The 21128-nt window shown below is 55.5% G+C and carries 22 protein-coding genes and 2 pseudogenes; 20 read left to right on the plus strand and 4 right to left on the minus strand.

What is annotated here, in order from left to right:
• The first annotated feature begins 197 nt into the window (after positions 1–197).
• From D3H35_RS18635 to D3H35_RS18650, 4 genes are read left to right on the plus strand one after another with little or no spacing between them, the layout of a single operon-like run.
• Positions 198–863: a Crp/Fnr family transcriptional regulator gene (locus D3H35_RS18635; protein ID WP_119150709.1), complete on the plus strand. Its 666-nt coding sequence runs from the start codon at positions 198–200 to the stop codon at positions 861–863.
• 17 nt (positions 864–880) lie between these two features.
• Positions 881–1162 (plus strand): hypothetical protein, encoded by a 282-nt coding sequence (locus tag D3H35_RS18640; protein ID WP_147355890.1) that lies wholly within the window; start codon positions 881–883, stop codon positions 1160–1162.
• 3 nt (positions 1163–1165) lie between these two features.
• Positions 1166–1498: a thioredoxin family protein gene (locus D3H35_RS18645; protein ID WP_119150711.1), complete on the plus strand. Its 333-nt coding sequence runs from the start codon at positions 1166–1168 to the stop codon at positions 1496–1498.
• Positions 1491–1940 (plus strand): MEKHLA domain-containing protein, encoded by a 450-nt coding sequence (locus tag D3H35_RS18650; RefSeq protein ID WP_233567990.1) that lies wholly within the window; start codon positions 1491–1493, stop codon positions 1938–1940. Before D3H35_RS18645 ends, D3H35_RS18650 begins: the two co-directional genes overlap by 8 nt.
• Before the next feature lie 641 nt (positions 1941–2581).
• Here D3H35_RS18650 and D3H35_RS18655 read toward each other — a convergent pair.
• Positions 2582–3319: a C40 family peptidase gene (locus D3H35_RS18655; protein ID WP_119150713.1), complete on the minus strand. Its 738-nt coding sequence runs from the start codon at positions 3317–3319 to the stop codon at positions 2582–2584.
• A gap of 251 nt (positions 3320–3570) precedes the next feature.
• On the opposite strand from D3H35_RS18655, the gene D3H35_RS18660 reads away from it, so the two are divergent.
• The 7 genes from D3H35_RS18660 to D3H35_RS18690 all read left to right on the plus strand — a co-directional run bounded on the left by D3H35_RS18660 (position 3571) and on the right by D3H35_RS18690 (position 8249).
• A complete protein-coding gene (locus D3H35_RS18660) occupies positions 3571–3858 on the plus strand; it encodes a LiaF transmembrane domain-containing protein (protein ID WP_119150714.1) in 288 nt (95 codons plus the stop codon).
• Positions 3859–3893: 35 nt separating this feature from the next.
• Positions 3894–4559 carry a PspA/IM30 family protein gene (locus D3H35_RS18665; protein WP_119150715.1) on the plus strand — a complete coding sequence of 222 codons (666 nt, stop codon included), beginning with the start codon at positions 3894–3896 and terminating at the stop codon, positions 4557–4559.
• 3 nt (positions 4560–4562) lie between these two features.
• Positions 4563–5036, plus strand: a complete 474-nt coding sequence (locus D3H35_RS18670) for a PspC domain-containing protein (RefSeq protein ID WP_119150716.1) — start codon at positions 4563–4565, stop codon at positions 5034–5036.
• A gap of 4 nt (positions 5037–5040) precedes the next feature.
• Positions 5041–5727 carry a PspA/IM30 family protein gene (locus D3H35_RS18675; RefSeq protein ID WP_119150717.1) on the plus strand — a complete coding sequence of 229 codons (687 nt, stop codon included), beginning with the start codon at positions 5041–5043 and terminating at the stop codon, positions 5725–5727.
• A 148-nt stretch (positions 5728–5875) separates the two neighbouring features.
• Entirely contained in the window at positions 5876–6520 is a 645-nt protein-coding gene (liaF, locus tag D3H35_RS18680; RefSeq protein ID WP_158594178.1) for a cell wall-active antibiotics response protein LiaF, read from the plus strand.
• Positions 6521–6549: 29 nt separating this feature from the next.
• Positions 6550–7599, plus strand: a complete 1050-nt coding sequence (locus D3H35_RS18685; RefSeq protein ID WP_119150719.1) for a sensor histidine kinase — start codon at positions 6550–6552, stop codon at positions 7597–7599.
• Positions 7596–8249, plus strand: coding sequence for a response regulator (locus D3H35_RS18690; RefSeq protein WP_119150720.1), 654 nt, complete (start codon positions 7596–7598; stop codon positions 8247–8249). The genes D3H35_RS18685 and D3H35_RS18690 overlap by 4 nt, the downstream gene beginning before the upstream one ends.
• A gap of 8 nt (positions 8250–8257) precedes the next feature.
• On the opposite strand, the gene D3H35_RS18695 is transcribed toward D3H35_RS18690, so the two are convergent.
• The 3 genes from D3H35_RS18695 to D3H35_RS18705 all read right to left on the minus strand — a co-directional run bounded on the left by D3H35_RS18695 (position 8258) and on the right by D3H35_RS18705 (position 9585).
• Positions 8258–8554, minus strand: coding sequence for a hypothetical protein (locus D3H35_RS18695; RefSeq protein WP_119150721.1), 297 nt, complete (start codon positions 8552–8554; stop codon positions 8258–8260).
• Entirely contained in the window at positions 8551–8784 is a 234-nt protein-coding gene (locus D3H35_RS18700; RefSeq protein ID WP_119150722.1) for a hypothetical protein, read from the minus strand. Before D3H35_RS18700 ends, D3H35_RS18695 begins: the two co-directional genes overlap by 4 nt.
• 402 nt (positions 8785–9186) lie before the next feature.
• A complete protein-coding gene (locus tag D3H35_RS18705) occupies positions 9187–9585 on the minus strand; it encodes a hypothetical protein (protein ID WP_147355891.1) in 399 nt (132 codons plus the stop codon).
• Positions 9586–9798: 213 nt separating this feature from the next.
• On the opposite strand from D3H35_RS18705, the pseudogene zwf reads away from it, so the two are divergent.
• The 9 genes and pseudogenes from zwf (at position 9799) to D3H35_RS18750 (ending at position 21087) form a co-directional block, all read left to right on the plus strand.
• Positions 9799–11350 (plus strand): annotated as a pseudogene (zwf, locus tag D3H35_RS18710) (glucose-6-phosphate dehydrogenase).
• Between the two features lie 21 nt (positions 11351–11371).
• Positions 11372–11992 (plus strand): cyclase family protein, encoded by a 621-nt coding sequence (locus tag D3H35_RS18715; RefSeq protein ID WP_119150724.1) that lies wholly within the window; start codon positions 11372–11374, stop codon positions 11990–11992.
• A gap of 164 nt (positions 11993–12156) precedes the next feature.
• A complete protein-coding gene (locus tag D3H35_RS18720) occupies positions 12157–12855 on the plus strand; it encodes a hypothetical protein (RefSeq protein WP_119150725.1) in 699 nt (232 codons plus the stop codon).
• A gap of 14 nt (positions 12856–12869) precedes the next feature.
• Positions 12870–15743 carry a cyclic nucleotide-binding domain-containing protein gene (locus D3H35_RS18725; protein WP_158594179.1) on the plus strand — a complete coding sequence of 958 codons (2874 nt, stop codon included), beginning with the start codon at positions 12870–12872 and terminating at the stop codon, positions 15741–15743.
• Between the two features lie 141 nt (positions 15744–15884).
• Positions 15885–16511: pseudogene (locus tag D3H35_RS18730) on the plus strand (YhbD family protein).
• A 17-nt stretch (positions 16512–16528) separates the two neighbouring features.
• Positions 16529–17227, plus strand: a complete 699-nt coding sequence (locus tag D3H35_RS18735; protein WP_119150727.1) for a hypothetical protein — start codon at positions 16529–16531, stop codon at positions 17225–17227.
• Complete coding sequence (locus tag D3H35_RS18740; RefSeq protein WP_119150728.1) at positions 17217–17888, plus strand: bactofilin; 672 nt, start codon at positions 17217–17219, stop codon at positions 17886–17888. The genes D3H35_RS18735 and D3H35_RS18740 overlap by 11 nt, the downstream gene beginning before the upstream one ends.
• A 54-nt stretch (positions 17889–17942) precedes the next feature.
• Entirely contained in the window at positions 17943–19496 is a 1554-nt protein-coding gene (locus D3H35_RS18745; protein ID WP_119151218.1) for an MDR family MFS transporter, read from the plus strand.
• 82 nt (positions 19497–19578) lie between these two features.
• Positions 19579–21087: an MDR family MFS transporter gene (locus D3H35_RS18750; RefSeq protein WP_119150729.1), complete on the plus strand. Its 1509-nt coding sequence runs from the start codon at positions 19579–19581 to the stop codon at positions 21085–21087.
• Positions 21088–21128: the final 41 nt, after the last annotated feature.

Raw genomic sequence — 21128 nt, forward strand, 5'->3', positions numbered from 1 at the left:
GGCGAGCGATATCCCCTTGAATATTGATTTATTTATTAATAAATAACATAAAGAAACGATTGTCGTCAAGAGATTGGAGCCTAAAATTTTCTATTGACGGGTTCACTAAAGTTTTAGCGTTTTTCGGTTTACGTGACATCATCACATCCGTTTTGCAGGCAATCCGTTACAATGAAAGCAAGAGGCGGGTGATTGGATTGACGGAAGGGCAGTTCCGGGAGTTCAAGCGGAAGTTCGGGTTCGCTCATTCTTTCGACGATGACGAGTGGAAGCACCTTGGCCCGGTGCGCGAATGGAAGAAGGACGACTCGCCTTTTCCCGTCGAGGAGTTGGAGCAGAGAGCGCTAATCGTTCTAAAAGGAAGTCTTCGTCTAACGCATTCCCATGCCAATGGACGCGAATGGACCGTTTGCCGTATTCGGGAAGGCGGGCTGTTCTCTTTGATGGCATCGGGCATCGGACGGATTGGTGCGGAAGCGGCTCCCTTCTTGAAAGCCGAAGAGAGTACGGAAGCGCTCGTCCTAACGAGCGAGCGGCTTCATCGCTGGATTGGCAAGTACGATGCGTTCGGTGTATATGTGTTCGACCAAATTCAGGAGCTGTACGCGGCGTTGTCCGACCGATTAAGCGAAATGGCCACGCGGGGATTGGCGGAGCGGCTGTGCGATTTTTTGGAGGCGGGGGGCTGGATCGCTCGACTTTCCCAAGAGGAGCTGGCCGCCGAATTGTCGACGACAAGGGAAGCGGTCAATCGGATTTTGAAAAGCTGGCAACGCGATGAGCTCGTCGAAGTGTCACGCAAGCTCATTGTCGTGACAAATCCGTTGAGGCTTCGGCAGAAGATCGGCGCGGAAAACGAATGAAAGGGGAGCTCGTTGGAATGGATAAACAAATTCAAGAATGGATTTTTCAATACCGACTGGCGGAAAGAGCAATTCAAGGGATCGACTCAGAGAAGCAACCGGAAAGGCATGCTTTGTTGAAACAAAGAATGGAGGAGGCCGAGCTGCAGTTGACAGAGCGGGGGACGGAGACGATCCGGTTCATGGGCAAGCAGCTTCTCCGATATGCGGCGGCGCTGCACGAAACGTTCGAGCACCGCGATTCTCCGGAGGAAATCCGTCGAATCGTCGAACAGGCTTTTTCAAGAGAGGAGGCATGACAGATGGCTGTTCTTCTGGCAACCGATGCAGATTTCGATTCGAAGGTGAAGCGAGAAGGGATTACGCTGGTCGATTTCGGCGCCAAATGGTGTCCGCCGTGCAAGGCTCTTGAGCCGATTATGGACGAATTGGACGCTTTATTCGGCGGCGACATTGACATCTTGAAGGTCGATGTGGAACAATCACCCCATACCGCTTCGACATACGGCGTTTTTTCAATGCCCACCGTCATTCTGTTTAAGGACGGCGAGCCAATGGAGAAAAAAGTGGGGCTCAAGCCCCGTTCGGCGTACGAACAGTCGTTAGCGAAATATAGGGAGGACGTTCGTGGTTGATTTGGAATCTCATTGCCGACTGCTGCTGAGCAGCTATCTCCGGGCGGTCGGGAAGGAACTGATTGAGCTTAAGCAGGGGGAAAGCTCTGCAGCCGCTCTGGATCGAGCGCCATTTGCGCTTTTATCTCACGGCGCAGAGGCCGACCCCGTGCTGAATTATGGGAACAAAAAGGCGCTGGAGCTTTGGGAGGCCGATTGGGAAGCTTTTACTTCGATGCCGTCCAGACTGACGGCCGAACCGATGCTTAGAGAAGACAGAGACAGACTGCTTATGGAAGTCCGCGAGCAGGGTTTTTCGAACGGTTATGTCGGAGTACGGATCTCGTTATCCGGCCGGAGGTTTAGAATCGAGGAGACTGTTATTTGGAACGTGGTCGACGAGGAAGGGCGATTTGCCGGACAAGCGGCGATGATTCCCCGTTGGACGGAGCTGTTTAGCTAGGGGTCTCTAAAGGGATATGCAGAAATAGACGGGACTGTCTCCAAGGTCATAAATGACCTGAAAGGCAGCCTTGTTTTTTTGCATTGGAAAATCGAAAAATAATGGTACCTTGTCCCACTATTGAGCGCCCCGCCCCCCCCAACCGCCGAAAGAAAGGTACCTCGTCCCACTATTGAGCGCCCCGTACCCGCCACCGCCGAAAGTAAGGTACCTCGTCCCACTATTGAGCGCCCCGCACCAGCCAACCGCCGAAAGAATGGTACCTCGTCCCACTGATGAGCGCCCGGTACCCGCCTACCGTCGAAAGAAAGGTACCTCGTCCCACTATTGAGCGCCCGGTACCTGCGAACCGGCGAAAGAAAGGTACCTCGTCCCACTATTGAGCGCCCGGTACCCGCGAACCGTCGAAAGAATGGTACCTCGTCCCACTATTGAGCGCCCGGTACCCGCGAACCGTCGAAAGAATGGTACCTCGTCCCACTATTGAGCGCCCCGCACCTGCCAACATTCGACCGTACTCGGTGAGAGTCGCGGGCTGACTGAGTTATTCGCAAAATGAGAGAAAGTGTTGCGGCACAGCGAAAGCAAAAAAGCCTTCAATACCGCCGGGTCGCGGTACTGAAGGCTTTACGCTAGATACGTTAGAGCGCGCTGCCGCCGAACAAGAAACGATATTCCCAAGTCGTGCCTTCGATATCGGTTGTTTGTACTCCGCCGCTCGCTTTGGAATAGGTGTGCAAAATTTTGCCGTCGCCCAGATAAACACCGACGTGTGTTATACGTTCGCTCGACTTGGATGCTTTGCTGTAATCCGAAGCATTCGAACCTTCATAGGACATGAAGAACATCAAATCTCCGCGCTTCAGCTTGTGCCAATCCGTCTGTGCGTTGCCGTGCTCCTTCACGAAGGCTCCTTGCTTGCGGGAGTCGGAAGGAAGAGTAACGTCTGCGGCATGCTTGAAAATCCATTTGACGAAATCGGAGCAATCGAACGTCTTATCCGTATCCCGGTCGGAACCGAACTCGTAAGGCGTTCCCCAATAGTCCATTCCTGCTTTGATGATTTTCTCGATTGCCGTCGAAGAGCCGCCGGTTTGTTCCCCGGAGCTGCCGGAATTGCCCGAACCGCTGTCGGACCCGCCTTCGCTTACCACTCCGCTGTCGGACCCGCCTTCGCTGCCCGAACCGCTATTCTGATCGCTTTCATTATTATTGCCCGAGCCCGACCAATTCCATTCCGGGTTCTGCGGCCACGATTTGGCTTGGACTGTTTGTTTGCCGGCGATCGGTGCGGCTGCCGAAGCTTGGGGAGCCAGCCATGCGCTAGATCCGAGCATCATAATACCCGCTGCGAGCAGCCACCCTGCTTGTTTCCTCATGTTTCGACACCTCCTGTTTCGCTTGGCGAGCATCTTGTCTCGCGTACCGTTTACGCTAACATAGGCAGATACATGGGGGAAACCCACAAAGATTGCCATCGCCGAAACCCTTGGGGCGGAACGGATTGGGACGCTGGGCTGTCCGACGCCCCGACCCCGGTCTAGGTTCAAAAACGTGCGTAAGTCCGTTATGCTCGCCTTGATTCGGGTTTACAATGAGATTGTGAAGTGAGAGAAGAGAGGTGAAACGAATGCGAAAAGGAAACGGATTGGCTTTGCTGCTCATAGTCTTCGGGTTGCTGCTCATTCTCGGGAAGCTCGGCATTTTCGGATTTCTGATGGGGCTGCTCATACCGGTTCTCGTCATCGGTCTCGGAGTTGTCGCCTGGAGCAACGGAAGTCGGCTGCTGGGAGGAATTCTCGGATTAATCGGGGCGATCATGCTCCTCGGGAAGCTGTCGTTCTTGTTCGTTTGGGTCGCGGCAATCGCGCTGATCATATTCGGCGTATCGATGCTGGGCAAGAAATCGTCGCTGTAAATCATTAATCGGAGCTGAAACAAGGAGGTTGAACAATGAGCGTCATAAAACGAGTGCGCGACATGACGGTGGCTACGTTGAACGATAGATTGGAAAAGGCGGAAGACCCCGTTAGAGTCATCGATCAATTCCTATGGTCGACGCACCAGGAGATTGTGCAGAGCGAGCAGCTGCAAAGGCAGTACGCCGGACATACCGACAGCTTGTATCGTCAGTGGCAGGATGCCGCCGCATGGGCGGCCAAGCGCGAGCATCAGGCTTTGACGGCGCTTAAAGCCGGAGAAGAGCACGTTGCCAAGCTGGCCCTGCAGGATAAGGTAGCTCAAGAGGAGCGGGCCGCTCGTTACCAGGAGCTCTATCAGCAGAGCCAAAGCGAGCTGAACGAGCTGGAGCAGCTGCTTCAAGAGCTTCGCAACGAATACCGGTCGGTGTACGACCGACGTCAATTTTACGTCGCAAGAATGGAATCGCTCAAGCTTCAGCAACGATTGAACGCCCGGTTCGGTCCGGGGCAGACGGATCCGTCGCAAATGTTCCGCAAAATCGACGACCGGATTTCCGATATCGAGCTGGAGACGCGCAGTTTGCGAGATCTTCGCAGAATGGGACTGGAGACGGCGCTGCACGCGGGAAGCTTCGTTCAAGAGACGATCGAGCGAGAGCTGAATTTATTGAAGCAAAAGCTGAAGCAAGGAGGGTAACGCATGAGAAGATTGTATCGTTCGTCGCGAGATAAAAAGCTGTTTGGAGTGTGCGGCGGGCTTGCCGAGAACGTAGGCGTCGATGCTAACTTGCTGAGGATACTGCTCGTTATTCTAGCCGTGTTCTCCGGAGGGGCCGTCATTCTGGTGTATTTGATCGCAGGGTTCATTATCCCAAGGGATCCTTATTACGACGGCAACCCGCCCTTTAACGGCGGGTGGGGCGGCGCTTCAAACCAGCCTCCGCAATACGGTACACAGGGCTGGCCTCCGGGGAACCAGCATTCGGGTTCTTACTCCGCCGGGGCTACGGGTACGGCACCTACCAGCTTTTCGTCCGCCTCATCGTCTACCCCTCGTCCTGCGCAAGGGCTGGATGCGATGATGGAAGATGTCGAGAAAAAAGCGCTGCGTCGCGAAATCGAAGAACTGAGAGCGAAAATTACAAAAATCGAGAACCAATCGAAGGGAGAATAACAAAATGGGTGTATTCCAACGAATGAAAGATATTACGAAGGCGTCGGTACATGATCTGCTCGATAAACTGGAAGATCCGATCGTTATGCTTAATCAATATCTTCGCGATATGGAGACGGAAATTCGCGATGCGGAAGTGACCGTTGCCCGTCAAATGGCCGCAGAGCGCCGGATCAAGCAGCGTCTTGAAGAAGCGGTGCGCCTAGGGGTGGAACGCGAGTCGCAAGCCGAGCACGCTCTGCGCAACGGCAACGAAGCCTATGCTCGCAAAGTTCTGGAAGAGAAGCTGCAATTCGCTAAGCAAGCCGATGAGCTGATCGGCCTTCACGGTCAAGCAAGCGCTCAAGTGAACGAGCTGACGGCCCAGCTTCACGAAATGAAAGAGGAATATTACAAGCTGCGCAACAAACGCAACGAGCTGGCGGCGCGGGCCCAAATGGCCAAAGCGCGCAAACAAATGGCGCAAATCAGCTCTCTGCACACGATCGAGAGCGGTCAGGCCAGCCACGGCTTCCACCGCATGGAAGAAAAAATCATGCAACTGGAAGCGGAAGCCGACGTCGTTCGTCTGCCAGGCTCTCCGTTCGGAGCGGCGCCGGCTTCGGTCGATCCGGAAAAAGCGTACCGCGTGGATCAAGAGCTTGCGGCGTTGAAAAGCCGTATCGCGCCACCGGCTGCAGACGGCGAATAATTCGTTTTTTCGAGCGAATATGACCGAAATGCCGAGGATATGATACACTATTCTCAATGTGCGTCAGGCCATGGCGGTTCGTCTGCGACGAGCCGGTATGGCCTTCTTGCGCCAACCGATGTCTGACAGCGAGGAGATGCGCCCCACCATGAAATTTACTAACAATGCGTTATTGTTCATAGCGGCGGGGCTGTATCTCGCCGTTGGCAATCTGACAGGCTACTCGACAGTTAACGCGGTGCTGCTGCTGTTGATCGGAATCGACCGCTTTAGGCTGGATCGCTCCAAGCTGTCGATTTTGCTTATTGCGGTCAGCACGATCGCGCTGATTATTAGCCAATTTGCTCTTTTCGCTGTCATCATTCTCGTATCCCTCGGCATTTATTACTTCCGAACGCGGCCGCATGTCGTTGGAGAATCCTCTCCCGGAAACAACCATAAGCTGTTTCTGAATCTTCGTCTGGACGAGCAATCGTGGGTGCTTCAATCCCTTAGCTGCTGGCATGCCGTCGGTGAAGTCCGAATGGATATGTCGCGGGCGGTTCCGGAGGCGAGAGAAACGGTCCTTATTTTGCAAGGATTGGTCGGCGATCTGGATTTGGCTGTCCCCGAGGATTACGGCCTTCAGATCGAGGCTTCCGTGTTGATCGGCAAGATCGGCCGCGGATCGACCAAGGACGGCGGCGTCCTTCAGCGGGTTTCGTGGCGATCGCCCGATTACGACGAGCGGGAGCACCAATTGAAACTGCAGCTGTTTTATCTCGTAGGAGATATTAAAATCCGAACCGTGTAACGGTCGGGACAAACGCAGGGAGGCGACCGATGGAATCCCGTAAAGTGACCAACATGATATGGCGTCACATGGGAGAAGGAATATTATTCTCTCTGTGCATCGGTGCGCTAGTCATTTATTTGCTTATTAGCAACGGGCTGGCGGGCGACTTTACCGAATGGTCGACCGTCATCTCCTACATATTGACCGCAATAGGAGTACTCACCGCCGCGGGTGCGGCTTTCGGCTTCTGGCGGGGCTATCCGATCAGGCAACGGGTCGAGGCTCTGAGCGAAGCGATGGCGCAGTTGGAAAAAGGAGCGCCGGTTGCTGCGCTTCCCGATCTCGGCAAGGATGAGATCGGTCGTCTCGGCGATCGGTTCGCCAAGCTGGGGCGCAAATGGGAGGAGCAAGTGGCTTCGTTGCAGCGGTTGTCGACGAACAATGCGGAGCTGGAGACGAAAGCGCGTATGAGCGCAATCGTCGAGGAACGCCAAAGACTGGCGAGAGAGCTTCATGATGCCGTCAGCCAGCAGCTGTTCGCCATCTCCATGACGGCGACGGCTGTCGGAAGGACGCTCGATCACGATTTCGAGAGAGCACGCCGTCAGGTAGAGCTTATCGAGGAGATGGCGTCCGTCGCCCAGTCCGAGATGCGCGCGCTGCTGCTTCATTTGCGTCCGGTGCATCTTGAAGGCAAGCGGCTCAGCCAGGCGATACCGGAGCTGATCGAGGAAATGAAAGCGAAGGTTCCCGTCGAAATCGGGCTCGACATGGACGATGATCTGCCTCTCAACAAAGGGATGGAAAACCACCTGTTCCGAATCGTGCAGGAGGCGCTCTCCAATACGCTGCGCCATTCGAAAGCGACCAGAATGGACATTGTCCTTCACCGCAGGGGCGAGGTCGTCCGGCTAGGTATTAGGGACAATGGGATAGGCTTCGATCCGGAAGCGAAAAAGCATGCTTCCTACGGGCTTGTCAGCATGGAGGAGCGGGTGAACGAGCTTGGCGGCTCGTGGAATGTAGCCAGCGCTCCGGGCAAAGGAACGAGAATCGAAATCCGGGTGCCGATCATGGCGGAGGGAGAACTAACGTGAGAGAAGAAAATCCGGTCCGGGTGCTGCTCGTCGACGACCATGAAATGGTGCGTATCGGTCTGGCGGCCGTCCTGGGAACCGAAGAAGGAATCGAAGTGGTCGGGGAAGCGGGCAATGGATTGGACGGGCTGCGTCTCGCGCAGGACTATCGTCCCGACGTCGTTCTGATGGATTTGGTCATGGATGGGATGGACGGCATCGAGACGACGCGACGGCTGTTGGAAGTGATGCCGGATTGCCGCGTAATCGTGCTGACCAGCTTTCTTGACGACGAGAAAATGTATCCGGTTATCGAAGCGGGAGCGTTCAGCTATTTGCTCAAGACGTCCCGCGCATCGGAGATCGCCGACGCGATCCGCGCCGCGGCTCGCGGACAATCGGTGCTGGAGTCGCAAGTGGCGTCGAAGATGATGAACCGTTTCCGTCGTCCGGCGCAAACGGCAAGCCAGCCCCATGAAGAGCTGACCGACCGCGAGATGGAAGTGCTCAAGCTTATCGCGGAAGGGAAGTCGAACCAGGAAATCGCCGACGATCTGTTCATTGGCATCAAAACGGTGAAATACCATTTGACCAATCTGTTCGGCAAGCTCGGAGTCGAGGATCGGACGCAAGCGGCTATTTATGCGCACCGCAACGGCTTGGCCGAATAGAGGGCGGCTTAAAATTTATATTCGAAGAGCAGCCCGACCTCCGAAGGGATGTTGAAGAGAGCGGCTACGGGAGTCGATGCGAGCTTGTCGGCGATCGGCAGCCAACGATCCGGATTCGGGTTCTCATTCGACATCGCTTCCTCGAAAAGGCTCTTCCATTCCGGCTTGAAGGAGACTCGCTCTCCGAGCGCTCCGAATTTTATCCGTTTCTCGATCGAATCGGTGCCAACGCCGTTGTTCGTTGGGTCATCTTCGACGCCTATCGAACCCGCCGCAAGGGAGCGAATGGCCATGAACGCCGTCACGATGTCGGCGGCTTCGCGGGCTGCCGCTCTCGTCCGATCGGGGAGCAGTCTCCGCGTTTGCTCCTTGCTCCCGTCCGCTTGCCGGCTCGGCCGGACGGTGATCGTTCCTCCCGCAGCGGATCGTTCTCGCGAAAAGGAAACGCCGCATAAGGCCGAGCGCTTCGCTCCACGCTGCTTACACCGTAGACTCGCTGGTACTCGTACGCCGAAATGGCCGTTATTCGCATCATCGGTCCCCCCTTAAACCTTCCTTATTTTTTATGGCTCAATATTATAATCAGTGATTGACAGACATTCTTGCCGCTTTCGACGAAGATGAGGATGGTTGTACGATTATTCATACAAAATGTCCGCTCGCGGAGTCAAGTCTGTCCCTTTTGTGCGATTTTTCATACAAACTAGCGTCGTGAAGCACGGAATTCCCCGATTTTGTATGATTTTTCGTACAAATGTGTTCGCACCATGCGATTACTGAGCAAATGGGTATGATTTTTCATACAAACGGGCAGCACACATCGTCGCGGCAGCAGGAGACTTCTCTATATTTATTTATTCACCCTTATTCATCCATTTCCTCTCCGCCGAAAGAAAAAACGTTCCAAGCCCGCAAAGGGCAGGAACGCCGCCATTCTCTATAATACGATCACCGTGTCGATCGGCTCAAGCGGGATGACGACCTTCGAAGGGACATCGGGACCGGAAGCCCGAATGCCGTCCAATCCCATCGGTCCCCAGTAAGGTCTCTCGTTCGAACCGGAAGAGCTTTCGCTCGACTCGGAATGGTCTGCGGATGCGGTGCGCGTCCGGCGGGATATTCGTCTGGAGCGCTGCGCCGCTTTTCGTTTATCGAGCGCCGATATAGCCGCGAGCTCGGCGGCTTCTTCCTTGTCTCCGTTCAGTACGACGGCGGATTTGCCGCACGAGGTGAGAACGCCGAAGTGACGAGTGCCGTCCTTCAAAATAATGACGATCTCGCGGCCGTACAGCTGACGGAGATTTTCCTCGCTCACGGGAACACTAGGCTCTAGCATTGCACTAACGCCTCCTGTATCGGATGTTGTCGCACCCAGTGTATGCGAATGAGGGCGAATGCGTATGGTCAAGAGCCTAATGTCGACAAATACGCTTGGAAAAAGACGTAAAAACGTGGCACTCTCTCTTCGAGTATGCTAAACTACACTTCATGAGAATGGATTTCAAAGCTATGCTCTACATATTAATGCAATAGCGGAAAGTTGAGGACCATGACGGACAAAAACAACTCAGTTGCCGCTCATGAAGCGGTCTATTTCATTTTTGGAGCTACGGGAGATTTGGCTCGTCGCAAGCTGTTCCCAGCCCTTTACAGCCTGTACAGGGAAGGCAAGCTCGGTGAGCGCTTTGCGATCGTCGGCCTTGCACGGCGCCCGCGCACGAATTTGCAATTCCGCGACGACGTCTATGAATCGATTCAAGAATTTTGCCGGTATAAGCCGAGCGAGATCGAAGCGTGGCAGTCGTTCGCCGAGCATTTCTCTTACCAGCCTCTCGACATTGGCAATATCGATGCGTTCACCGGCCTGAAGGCTCATACGGAAGAGCTGGAAGCCAAATATTCCATCCCCGGCAACCGCTTGTTTTTACTTGGCGCTTGCTCCCGAGCTGTTCGGCACCGTATCGCGCAATTTGCGCGACGGTGGCATGCTGGAAAGCTCCGGCTGGCACCGTCTGGTCATCGAGAAGCCGTTCGGTTACGACTATCCGTCCGCCGAGCGCCTGAACGAAGAGATCCGTCTCGTATTCAAGGAAGAAGAAGTGTTCCGGATCGACCATTACCTCGGCAAGGAAATGGTGCAGAACATCGAGGTTATCCGGTTCGCCAACGCGTTCTTCGAGCCTCTCTGGAACAAAAACCATATTGCGAACGTGCAAATTACGCTGGCCGAGACGGTCGGCGTCGAAGAGCGCGGAGCTTATTACAACAAGTCCGGAGCTTTGCGCGACATGGTTCAGAACCATATGCTGCAAATGCTGACGATGATCGCTATGGAGCCGCCAAGCCGTCTCGACGCCGAGCACATTCGCGACGAGAAGGTTAAAGCTCTTCGTTCGATCCGGCCGTTCGAGGCCGACGAGGGCGTGCGCTCGCGCATCGTTCGCGGCCAATACTCGGATGGCTCTGCACGAGGCAAAGCGCTGAAAGGCTACCGCAACGAGGATTCCGTCGATCCGACGTCGGTTACGGAGACGTTCTTCGCGGCTCGCGTACTCGTCGACAATTTCCGCTGGGCGGGAGTGCCGTTCTACGTTCGTACGGGCAAGCGGCTTCCGGTGAAGTCGACCGAAATCGTCATCGAATTCAAGAACGTTCCGAACAACGTGTTGTTCGCTAACAAGCAAGATTTGAATCCTAATCTGCTCGTTATTCGCGTCAACCCGATGGAAGGCATTTACATCAAGATCAATGCCAAAAAGCCGGGCAACGACATGACGATCCAGCCGGTTGCAATGGAGTTTTGCCAAAGCTGCCAGATCGGCATCAATACTCCGGAAGCGTACGAGCGTCTTATTTTCGACGCGGCTCGCGGAGATCACACCTACTTCACGCGTTGGGACGAGCTGGCGGTCGCTTGGAAGCTGATCGATCCGATCGCTTCGGCTTGGCATGAGGACTCCTCGGATCTGACCTTCTATCCGGCGGGCTCCTGGGGTCCGGAGGAAGCGGACAAGCTGCTCGCCGCCGACGGCTTCCATTGGTGGCCGGTCAACGGGCAAGAGGAAGACAACGTCGTTTGGGTATCCAATTCCGGGAAATAACCGCTAACGGAGGTGCGGGCGATGAGCCGCATTATCGATATTAGCATGACCATCGAAGAGAGCATGCAGGTGTGGAAAGGCTACGAGCACAAAAAGCCGAAAATTACGAACGTGCAAAATCACGACCAAGGCAAGCCGCACGAAAGCCGTCTAGATATGGACGTTCATTGCGGCACTCACGTCGATGCGCCGCTGCATATGCTAGCGGGCGGAGCGACGATTGAGACGGTAACTCTCGAGCAGCTCGTCGGTCCGGCGCGCGTTCTCGATCTGACCCACGTGGTCGATCATATTACGAAAGAGGACTTGCTGCCGTTCGCCATTCAGCGCGGAGAGCGGATTCTATTCAAGACTTCGAGCTCGCTGCGCGAGGATTTCGATCTGAACTTCCCGTTCCTGCGGGAAGATGGCGCGGCGTATCTCGCCGAGATCGGTCCTATTCTCGTCGGAACGGATGCTCTTGGCATCGAACGCGCGCAAGCGGAGTACCCGACGCATCGATCGCTGATGCGCAAGGACATCATTATCGTCGAGGGGCTGCGTCTCAAGCATGTGGAGCCGGGCAACTACAACCTCGTTATCGCTCCGCTCAAGCTGACCGGAATCGATGCGGCTCCGGCGCGGGCTTTCTTGATGGACTGAACCGAAGCAAGGGATAAGCAGGGCCGTGCGGCGACGCGCGGCTCTTTTTTTGTCGTAAAATGGTCAAAGTGGACAATATTGAGTCGAAAGTCGCAGGAATTTAGACATGGAGGTGGAATGAATAACAATCGGATGTTATACGGAGCAGGGAGAGCGGCTATCTAATGAAACAATGGTTATCGCGTTGGAATAGCGGGGAGTCGGGCAAGGTTGCTTTGTTGTTCGTATATTTGTTTTGCGTGGCATCGGCGTCGACGGTCGGAAGAACGGCTGCGGACGCGCTTTTTTTATCGCATTTCGATTCCGGGCTGTTGTCCAAAATGTATTTGCCCCAGTCGGCGGCGCTCATTCTTGTCGGGTACTTGTTCCAGAAGTTCAGCCATCGCATTCGGATAGACAAGCTTATTATCGGCTTGATTCCGATGGTGACGCTGCTTGTTCTCGCTTCGCGGATCGGCGTGGGGCTGGAATTTCGCTGGGTAATTCCGGTCATGTACGTAGCTTACGATGTGTTCAATTTTCTAATGATCGTCTGCTTCTGGCAACTGGCTTCGGCGGTGCTGGATCAGCGCAAAGCGAAAAAAACGATCGGTTTGGTCGGAAGCGGAGGCATTACGGGAGGCATCGTCAGCGGTTTCGGCTTGAAGCTGATCGTGCCGCTTGTCGGAACGGCGAATTTAATTTATTTTTATGCCGGTCTCCAAATATCGGCCTTGGTCATGGTACTGCTTCTTACGAGAATCAGCGATTTGTCGGCCGAAGGCGCGGCTTCCCCGGGAAAATCCGCGGAGCGTCCCCTGCCAAAGCAAGCAAGCGGAAGCCCGGAGCCGAATCGGGGCTATTCGCCAACGTTCCTCACCTGAAATATATGGCTATCATGTCCGCCACGCTCGTGCTGTCGCTGACTTTTATCGACTATCAATTCAAGGTTGTCTTGCGAGGGTCGCTGCAAAATGACGAGCTGGCCGGCTTCATGGGAAGCTTCTACGGTTTTGCGGGGCTGCTTGCGCTCGCCGTGCAAGTGTTCGCGGCAGGCAAGCTGCTCACCCGGTTCGGTGTCATGACGGCTATCCTCGTCTTCCCGGCCGCGCTGTTCATGGGGAGCGTCGCGATGATGTTCATGCCCGTGCTAGCCCTGGCAGTAGCGGTCAAAGGCAGCGACAAGGTGCTCGGCGATACGATCAATTCGTCGGTCAACCAATTGGTGATGCTTCCGATTCCCGCCGAGTGGCGGAACAGAGCCAAAGGCTTCCTCGACGGCGTCGTTCGGAACGGAGCCAAGGGGATCGCCGGAATTAGCTTGATTGCGCTCTCTCCGTTGCTGTCGATCGAGCAGTTCAGTATCGTCGTCGCGATATTGCTTGTCGGCTGCATCGTGGCGGCAGTTAAAGTGAAGGGCGCTTACTTGAAGACTCTGTTATCCACCTTGAAAACCCGCGGAAGCGGGGATATGGACGATGCCGAGCTGGATTTTATGGACCCCGCCAGTATCGATTTGCTTACGGAAACGCTAAAAAGCACGGACAAGCAGCAGGTGATCTACTCGCTTCGAACTCTATGCGGCATGGAAAGCTTCGATCTGATGCCAAGCGTGGCGGCGCTTCTCCGCCATCCGGCGGAGGAGGTCGTCGTCGAGACGCTTATTCAGATGGAGAGAAGGAAGTTTCCGCGCATGGAGGAAGAGCTCCTCGCTTTTCTGCCGGCTACCGCCGGAGCGATCAAAGCTCAGGCGCTGATCACGCTGGCTGCTACGGCGGACGAACGGTTTTTGGACTTTCTGTCGGACAATCTCGAAGACGACGGCAGGGAAATTAAAGCGGGAGCGATAGCCGGACTGATTAAGTACTACGGAATCGAAGGGATGTTCCGCGCCGTCGGGACGCTGAAGGAGTTGCTTGAAAGCCGGGACGAGGAAGACAGGATGGCGATGGCGGCGTTGTTCGGCCAGATCGGCATCAAGCTCTTTTACAAGCCGCTTATTCCTCTGCTCAAGGACGGCTCGCCGCTCGTTCGCAAATTCGCCCTACAGTCCGCCGCTCGCCTCCAAGTGCCGGAGCTTGCGTCTTATGCGGTAGCTCTGCTGCGGAACAGCGATACGCGTCCTCACGCTCTGGAAGCTCTCGCTTCCTACGACGAGGCGCTGATCATTCCGTTGCTGGAGCCTTATTTTGCGGAAGCGGCAGAGGCTCCTTTGCATCTTCCGAAAGTGTACGAGCGAATCGGCACCCAAGGCGCGCTCGATAAGCTGCTTGCTCATTATTCGGCTTCTGGATTTGAGATGAAAGGGATGCTTCTGGAAGCGATGACCCGTATGAAGAGCGGTCATGCGCAAGCGGACAAGGCGAAGGTGACGGAGCTAATCGTCAAGGAAGCGGAGCTGTATGAGCGGTTCTCGGAAAAGATGGCTCGACTCGGAGAGAATGCCGCCTACGAACAAGTGCTGGAAGCGGCGAGCCAGCTTCGATCCACGATCGTCCGCCGCATTTTTCAATTGCTGGAGCTTATTTACGAAGCGGGTACGATACAAGCGGTGTACTCGAGTTGGTCGGAAGGGGATGCCCGCCAGCAGGCCAATGCGATGGAAGTGATGGATCAGCTTCTGCAAGGCCAGGTACGAATCGAACTAGCCCGGATCATGACGGCGAGAGGGGCGGAGCCGGGCGTTCACTCGAAAGGGTCGGCGCAATCGTCCGAAATTAACGACTCCTTTTCTTGGCTTCTTGAGCAGGGGGACGAATGGCTGGCCGATGTCATAAGGCACACTCTTGGAACCGGACTCCCGGAGGAACGAGCGGAGCTCGCCGAGAGGATGGAACGCGTGCGCGTTCTGGCCAAGTATCCGTTGTTCAGAGAGTTGACGGGCCGCGGCTTGTCCGCAGTGGCGGCTTCCTTACGAACGGTTCGCGTTGAGCGGGGAGACGTTATTTTTCGAGTGAACGATCCGGGCGATTCGTTGTACCTGTTACAGAGCGGAACGGTCGGCATTTATCGGAACGACGAGAAAATCGACGAGAGAAAACAAGGGGATTCGTTCGGTCAAACGGCTATTCTGGTCAACAGACCGCGAACCGCCACCGTTATCGCGGAAGAAAACGGCGTGCTTTGGCGGCTCGATTCGGCAGATTTTTACGACACGCTGTTCGACAAAACCGATATCGCAATGGCCATGATGAAGATGCTGTCCCGCAGGCTTCGCACGGTGCTCGCTCACCATCACGATCCGGCAGCGAACGAGCCGGAGGAAGCTGCCGAGCCGCCGGAAGGAGCCGAGCTTGCAGCCGCCGCCAAAGAAAATTTATCGGAGACGACGGCGGACGCGGCTTCGGAAGCGCAGGATGCGCAAGGCTTATTGCTGCGAAGGGTGCTCGTCCTTCAGAAGATCGGGCTGTTCGCTCATCTATCGCAGGAGGACATCGTTCAGTTGGCGCGGATCGTGGAAGAAGTTGCGTACGAGGCGGGGGAAACGGTTGTCCGGATGGACGAGTATGGAGACGCGTTATTCGGCATTATCGAGGGCAACGTCCGTGTTCATCGGGGCGGCGATACGGTCGCCATACTCGGCGAAGGAGATTGCTTCGGCGAGATGGCGGTCATCGACAGCGGTCCTCGGTCGGCGAGCTGTACCGCCGTCGTTCCGACGGTTCTGCTTCAGCTCCATCGGGAGCAAGTATTCTCGTTATGCGCCCAGAACATGGATGTGCTCAAGTGTTTGATGCGCGTGCTTTCCGACAGGCTGAAGGGATTGTTGTAGAGGCTTGAAATTTTACAACAGAGAAAAAGGTCGAGCGAGGATATAATCTTGCTCGACCTTTTGTGCGTACGGTATGGAGTCGCCAGTTTGATTTACAATAGAACAGTGTTATGTTACACTCCGAAGTATGGAGGAGATATGATGGATCAGGAGCTTATTTCCAAGAAAGATCTGCTCGATGCAATGGGAATCTCCTACGGTCAGCTGTACCGCTGGAAACGGAAACAGCTTATCCCGAGGAATGGTTCATTCGCAAATCGACGTTTACCGGGCAGGAGACTTTTTTTCCGAAGCGGCTTATTTTGGCCCGAATCGATAAGATCGTGAATATGAAGGACGATTTGTCGTTGGACGAACTGGCCGATAAACTGTCGGATACGTCGGTTTTTCCCGACTTGCCGCTTTCCATTGAATCATTGAGAGAACGAAACATTGTTTCATCATCTGTATTGGATCGATATCATAAATCCGACGGCCCGATTCCGTCTATTCGTTCAGCGAGGCGCTCTGCCTGTTCGCGGTCGATAGGCTGCTTTCGACGGGCGAGATGAGCCTTGAAGAGGGAGATTTGCTCCACGAAACGCTCAAGGAGCAGCTCCCGCAGTTGGCGGGCAAACCGTGCGACGTCCTCTTTTTTCGCAAAATGGGTGTATCCTCGTTCGCGATTGTCACCGTCCCGCCGACATTATCTTCGATGCAAGGGTAAAAGTGGCGGCTCGGCTTTCTGTAACGGAGCTGGCGGAGCAGTTGAAGGATAAATGGCTGTGAGAGGGGGAGACGCTGGAATGAGTGAAAATAACGACAATCAACTGACGGATTTGATTATTGACGGGGTTAGCAGCTCCGCCGGAGGGCAATACCGGAATGTGAAAATTAACGGCGTCGGCAAGGTGGGAGGAGAGCTTGTTTCCCGCACGTTCGCCGCGAATGGACACATTAGCGTTCAGGGCAGCTTGCGCACCGAAGAGCTGGATTGCGACGGCAAGCTGTCCGTTCGCGGAAGCGCGCAAGTAACGAAGGGAACGGTCGACGGCATGGCCGGTATCGAAGGAGCTTTTCGCGGCGAGCATCTTATTTTGAACGGGCTGCTGACGGTCAGAGGAGATTGCGAAATCGAGCGCTTCGAAGCCGAAGGAGGCTTTACCGTCGACGGGCTTCTCAGCGCCGGTACGCTTGACGTTCGGCTGCATGGTCGAGGAAAAGCGAGGGATGTCGGAGTCGAGTGGATTCGCGTAAGGCAAGCGTCCAAGAGCAGATGGAATTTATTATGGCGGTGGGCGTTTCCGAAATTTTCCCCGGAGCTGCTTGCGGGAACGATTGAAGGAGACGACATCGACCTGGAATATACGATTGCCGATATCGTCAGGGGCAATCGGGTCGTCGTCGGCAAAGGGTGCGTAATCGGACGCGTCGAGTACAAGGATCATCTTTCCGTACACCCGGATGCAAAAGTGGGAGAGGAGGCGAAGTCCGGTGGCCGATGAGACAAGACAGGACTTAAAGATGGTCGGAACGACTTCCTCTGGGGGAGGCCGATTTCGCAGCGTAAAAATAACGGGGGAGAGCGTGCTGAACGGCGCAGTCGATTGCGATAAGCTGGCTTGCACGGGCGAGCTCGTCGTCAAGGGCGAATTGCGGTCGGATGAAGTCAAGGTTATGGGAGAATGCCGGATAGAAGGGCCTCTGAACGCGGGCTCGGTTCGCGGGCAAGGAGAAATCGAAGTGAAAGCAAGCGCCCGCGTCGAAACGATGAAGATGACGGGGAACGTCGATGTGGGAGGCCACTTCGAATCCGGAGATTTGCGATTGTTCGGGGGCTTTCGGGTCGAGGGGCTTCTTAGCGCGGAGCGGCTGGAGCTGCGCATGTATGGTCCGTGCCGCGCGAAGGAGATCGGCGGAGGGACGCTGATTGTGAAGCGCAGCCGTGCCGCGGCTCTCGCCAAATGGATCAAGCCGCATTCCCAGGCCATGCTGAACGTCGATATCGTGGAAGGAGACAGCGTGGAGCTGGAGCATACGACGGCCGGAATCGTCCGAGGAAACCGCGTCGTTATCGGGCCTGGGTGCGAAATCGGGCGGCTCGAGTACCGCGATTCGCTCGTGCTTCACAAAAACGCTATCGTCAAAGACCAAGTGAAGCTATAATAACGTCTTGGGTCAAAATGACTCTTGGGTAGAAACGTTAACAACAGGGAGTGCATTCGAAGTGAGTCAACCTCAAAAAGCAGCATCGGCATCGTAGTTGCGGGTTTGCTGCTAGGTATTCTGATGGCGTCGATGGACAATACGATAGTCGCCACGGCAATGGGCAACATCGTCGGCGAGCTGGGCGGGATGGATAAGTTCGTGTGGGTCACCTCGGCCTACATGGTCGCGGAAATGGCAGGTATGCCGATATTCGGCAAGCTGTCCGACATGTATGGCAGAAAAAGATTTTTCGTGTTCGGCATCATCATGTTTATGATCGGATCGGCGCTTTGCGGAACTGCGCACTCCATTACGGAACTGGCCATATACCGCGCGATTCAGGGCATCGGCGGGGGAGCTCTCGTTCCGATCGCGTTCACGATCATGTTCGATGCGGTGCCGCCCGAAAACCGCGGCAAGCTGGGCGGGTTGTTCGGAGCCGTGTTCGGCATGTCCAGCATTTTCGGACCGCTGCTCGGCGCTTATATTACGGACCATATCGCCTGGGAATGGATTTTCTATATCAATCTTCCGCTTGGCGTGATCGCTTTTATTATGATTGCGTTCTTCTACAAGGAATCGCACGAGCATTCGAAGCAGCAAATCGACTGGTGGGGCGCTCTGTCGCTCATCGGGGCCGTCGTCTGCCTCATGTTCGCGCTAGAGCTTGGAGGAAAAGACAACTTCGCTTGGGATTCCTGGAAAATCATTTCCTTGTTCGCCGGCTTTGCGGTTCTCGCGATTTCGTTTCTGATCGCGGAGACGAAGGCGGCCGAGCCGATTATCTCCTTCAGCTTGTTCAAGCAGCGGCTCTACGCGACGAGCATTCTGGCTGCCCTGTTCAGCGGCGCGGCGTTCATCGTCGCCTCGGTGTACATTCCAATCTTTATTCAGGGCGTGCTCGGCGGAACGGCTACCAACTCCGGGCTCGTTCTGCTGCCAATGATGCTCGGTACCGTCGTAACGGCGACGTTGGGCGGGTTTCTGTTGACGAAGCTGCCGTATCGCAACATCATGGTGCCGACCTTCGCGATTCTCGTGGCGGGGACGGCACTCGTCGCGACGCTCACTTCCGATTCAACGCGTCTGCTCGTCACGTTGTACATGGTGCTGATCGGCCTCGGAATCGGCGCTTCGTTCTCCGTTCTGAGCAACGCCGCGATTCACGGCTTGGCGGCCAGGCAGCGCGGTTCGGCCAGCGCTACTCTGAATTTCCTGCGTTCGCTTGGGATGACGCTTGGCATTACCGTATTCGGCATTATTCAAAGCCATTCTTTCTTGAACAAGCTTGCCGGAGAGTTCGGCGGAGGAGAAGGCGGAGGTCAATTGGCGATGCCGGAAGGCCTTGATTTCCAAGATCCGCATTCGCTGCTGGACCCGTTGACGCGGGCCCAAATTCCGCAAGACGCGCTGGATAAAATCACGGATATTCTCTCCTCGTCGATCGTCAACACGTTCGCCTGGGCGATTATTCCGGCGGTGCTCGCGCTGGTCGTGTCCTTGTTCATGGGACGATCGAAGCTGGATCCTGCGGCGGAGCAAGAGGCCTACAACGCCTCGCATTGATTTTTCCATCGTTCATATTGAGTTCACACAATGGTCTTACTCTAGCTCCAGACTGTATTGAAGAGAGCAGAGAGGTGTAAATATGACAGCGAAAACTAACAACAGAGCGCTCGTTCTAACGGGCTTGCTGATCGGATTGATTTTTGCGGAGCTGGACGAGACCGTCGTATCGACGGCGATGCCGACGATCATCCGCGAGCTGCACGGGCTGTCGCTCTACGGCTGGGTTGCCGGCGTCTACATGCTGGCGGTGACGATGTTCATGCCGATTATCGGCAAGCTGGCCGACCTGTACGGCCGCAAAAAAGTGTACTTAAGCTGTATGGCCTTGTTCATCACAGGCTCTATCGTGTGCGGACTTTCCTCCTCCATGACGATGCTGCTCGCCGGGCGGGGCATCCAAGGCATCGGTGCCGGAGGGCTAATGCCGCTCGCGTTGGTCATCATAGGCGATACGTATCCGCTGGAGCAGAGGGCGAAGATCCAAAGTCTGTTCGGGCCGATGATGATTTTGCCGCAATTGCTCGGTCCGACGGTCGGAGGCTCCATCGTCGGCCATATGAATTGGCACTGGGTGTTCCTGATCAATATTCCGGTCGGCCTTCTGGCCGCCGCAGTGCTGTCCATGGGAATGCGGGAATCGAGAGGGGAAGAGAAACGCTCGATCGACTGGGCGGGGGCGGTGACTCTCGTACTGGCGCTGCTATCGCTATTGCTCGCGCCGGTGCTGATCGACAACCAGGGACTGGCGTGGTCGTCTCCCCTTATTATCGGCTTGCTCGTTCTGTCCGCCGCGCTGATCGCGCTGCTCGTCAAGATCGAGTCCAAAGCGAAGGAACCGATCATTCCGCTGCACTTGTTCCGCAATCGGAACGTCGTCGTCCTCTCGCTGCTGGTGCTCATTCTTATGCTCGGCCTAATGGGCGGCATCGCAACGTTCCCGTTCTTCGCCCAGAACGTCATGGGGCTGACGCCGACCGCTGCCGGTTATCTCATGTTGGCTTTCATGGCGGGAGCGATTCCGTCCAGCATCGTGAACGGCTTCCTCATTACGAAGGTTCCTTATCGGAATTTGTTCATCGTCTGCTTCGCCCTTCCGATCGCCGGCTTCATTCTGCTGTCCCAGATCGGCCTCGGCACGACGGTGCTCTATATCGTCATCACATTTTTCATTCTCGGCCTGGGACTCGGGGCGCTGTTCGGCGGCGACAACCTGATCGTACAAGAGTCGGTGGAGAAGCAGCATAGCGGCGTTGCGCTCAGCACCGTTCAGCTGTTCCAGTCGCTCGGCGCGACAATCGGCTTGAGCGTCTTCGGAAGCTTGCTCGCCCGGCATATCAAAACCGGCGTATCCGACTTGGCGGACCAGCTTCCGGCCGGCACGGCCGACAACATTGCGACCGGAGGCATTCCCGCCGGGATTGCTCCCGACCTGCTGACGAAGGTGCAGACGGTGTTCGCGGAAGCGTTCCAGAACATTTTCGTCATATCGCTCGGCTTCGTAATCGCGGCTTTTTTCATCGTATGGTTTTTGAAAAAAGAAGTGCTGACGCCAAAAGAGAAAACAGCCGAAGCCGTATCGCTTCATTAAGGCTTTGAAGAGCTCCGCTTTCCGCGAGGATGGGCGGAGCT

The organism is Cohnella faecalis (assembly GCF_003570905.1).
GTDB classification, from domain to species: domain Bacteria; phylum Bacillota; class Bacilli; order Paenibacillales; family Paenibacillaceae; genus Cohnella; species Cohnella faecalis.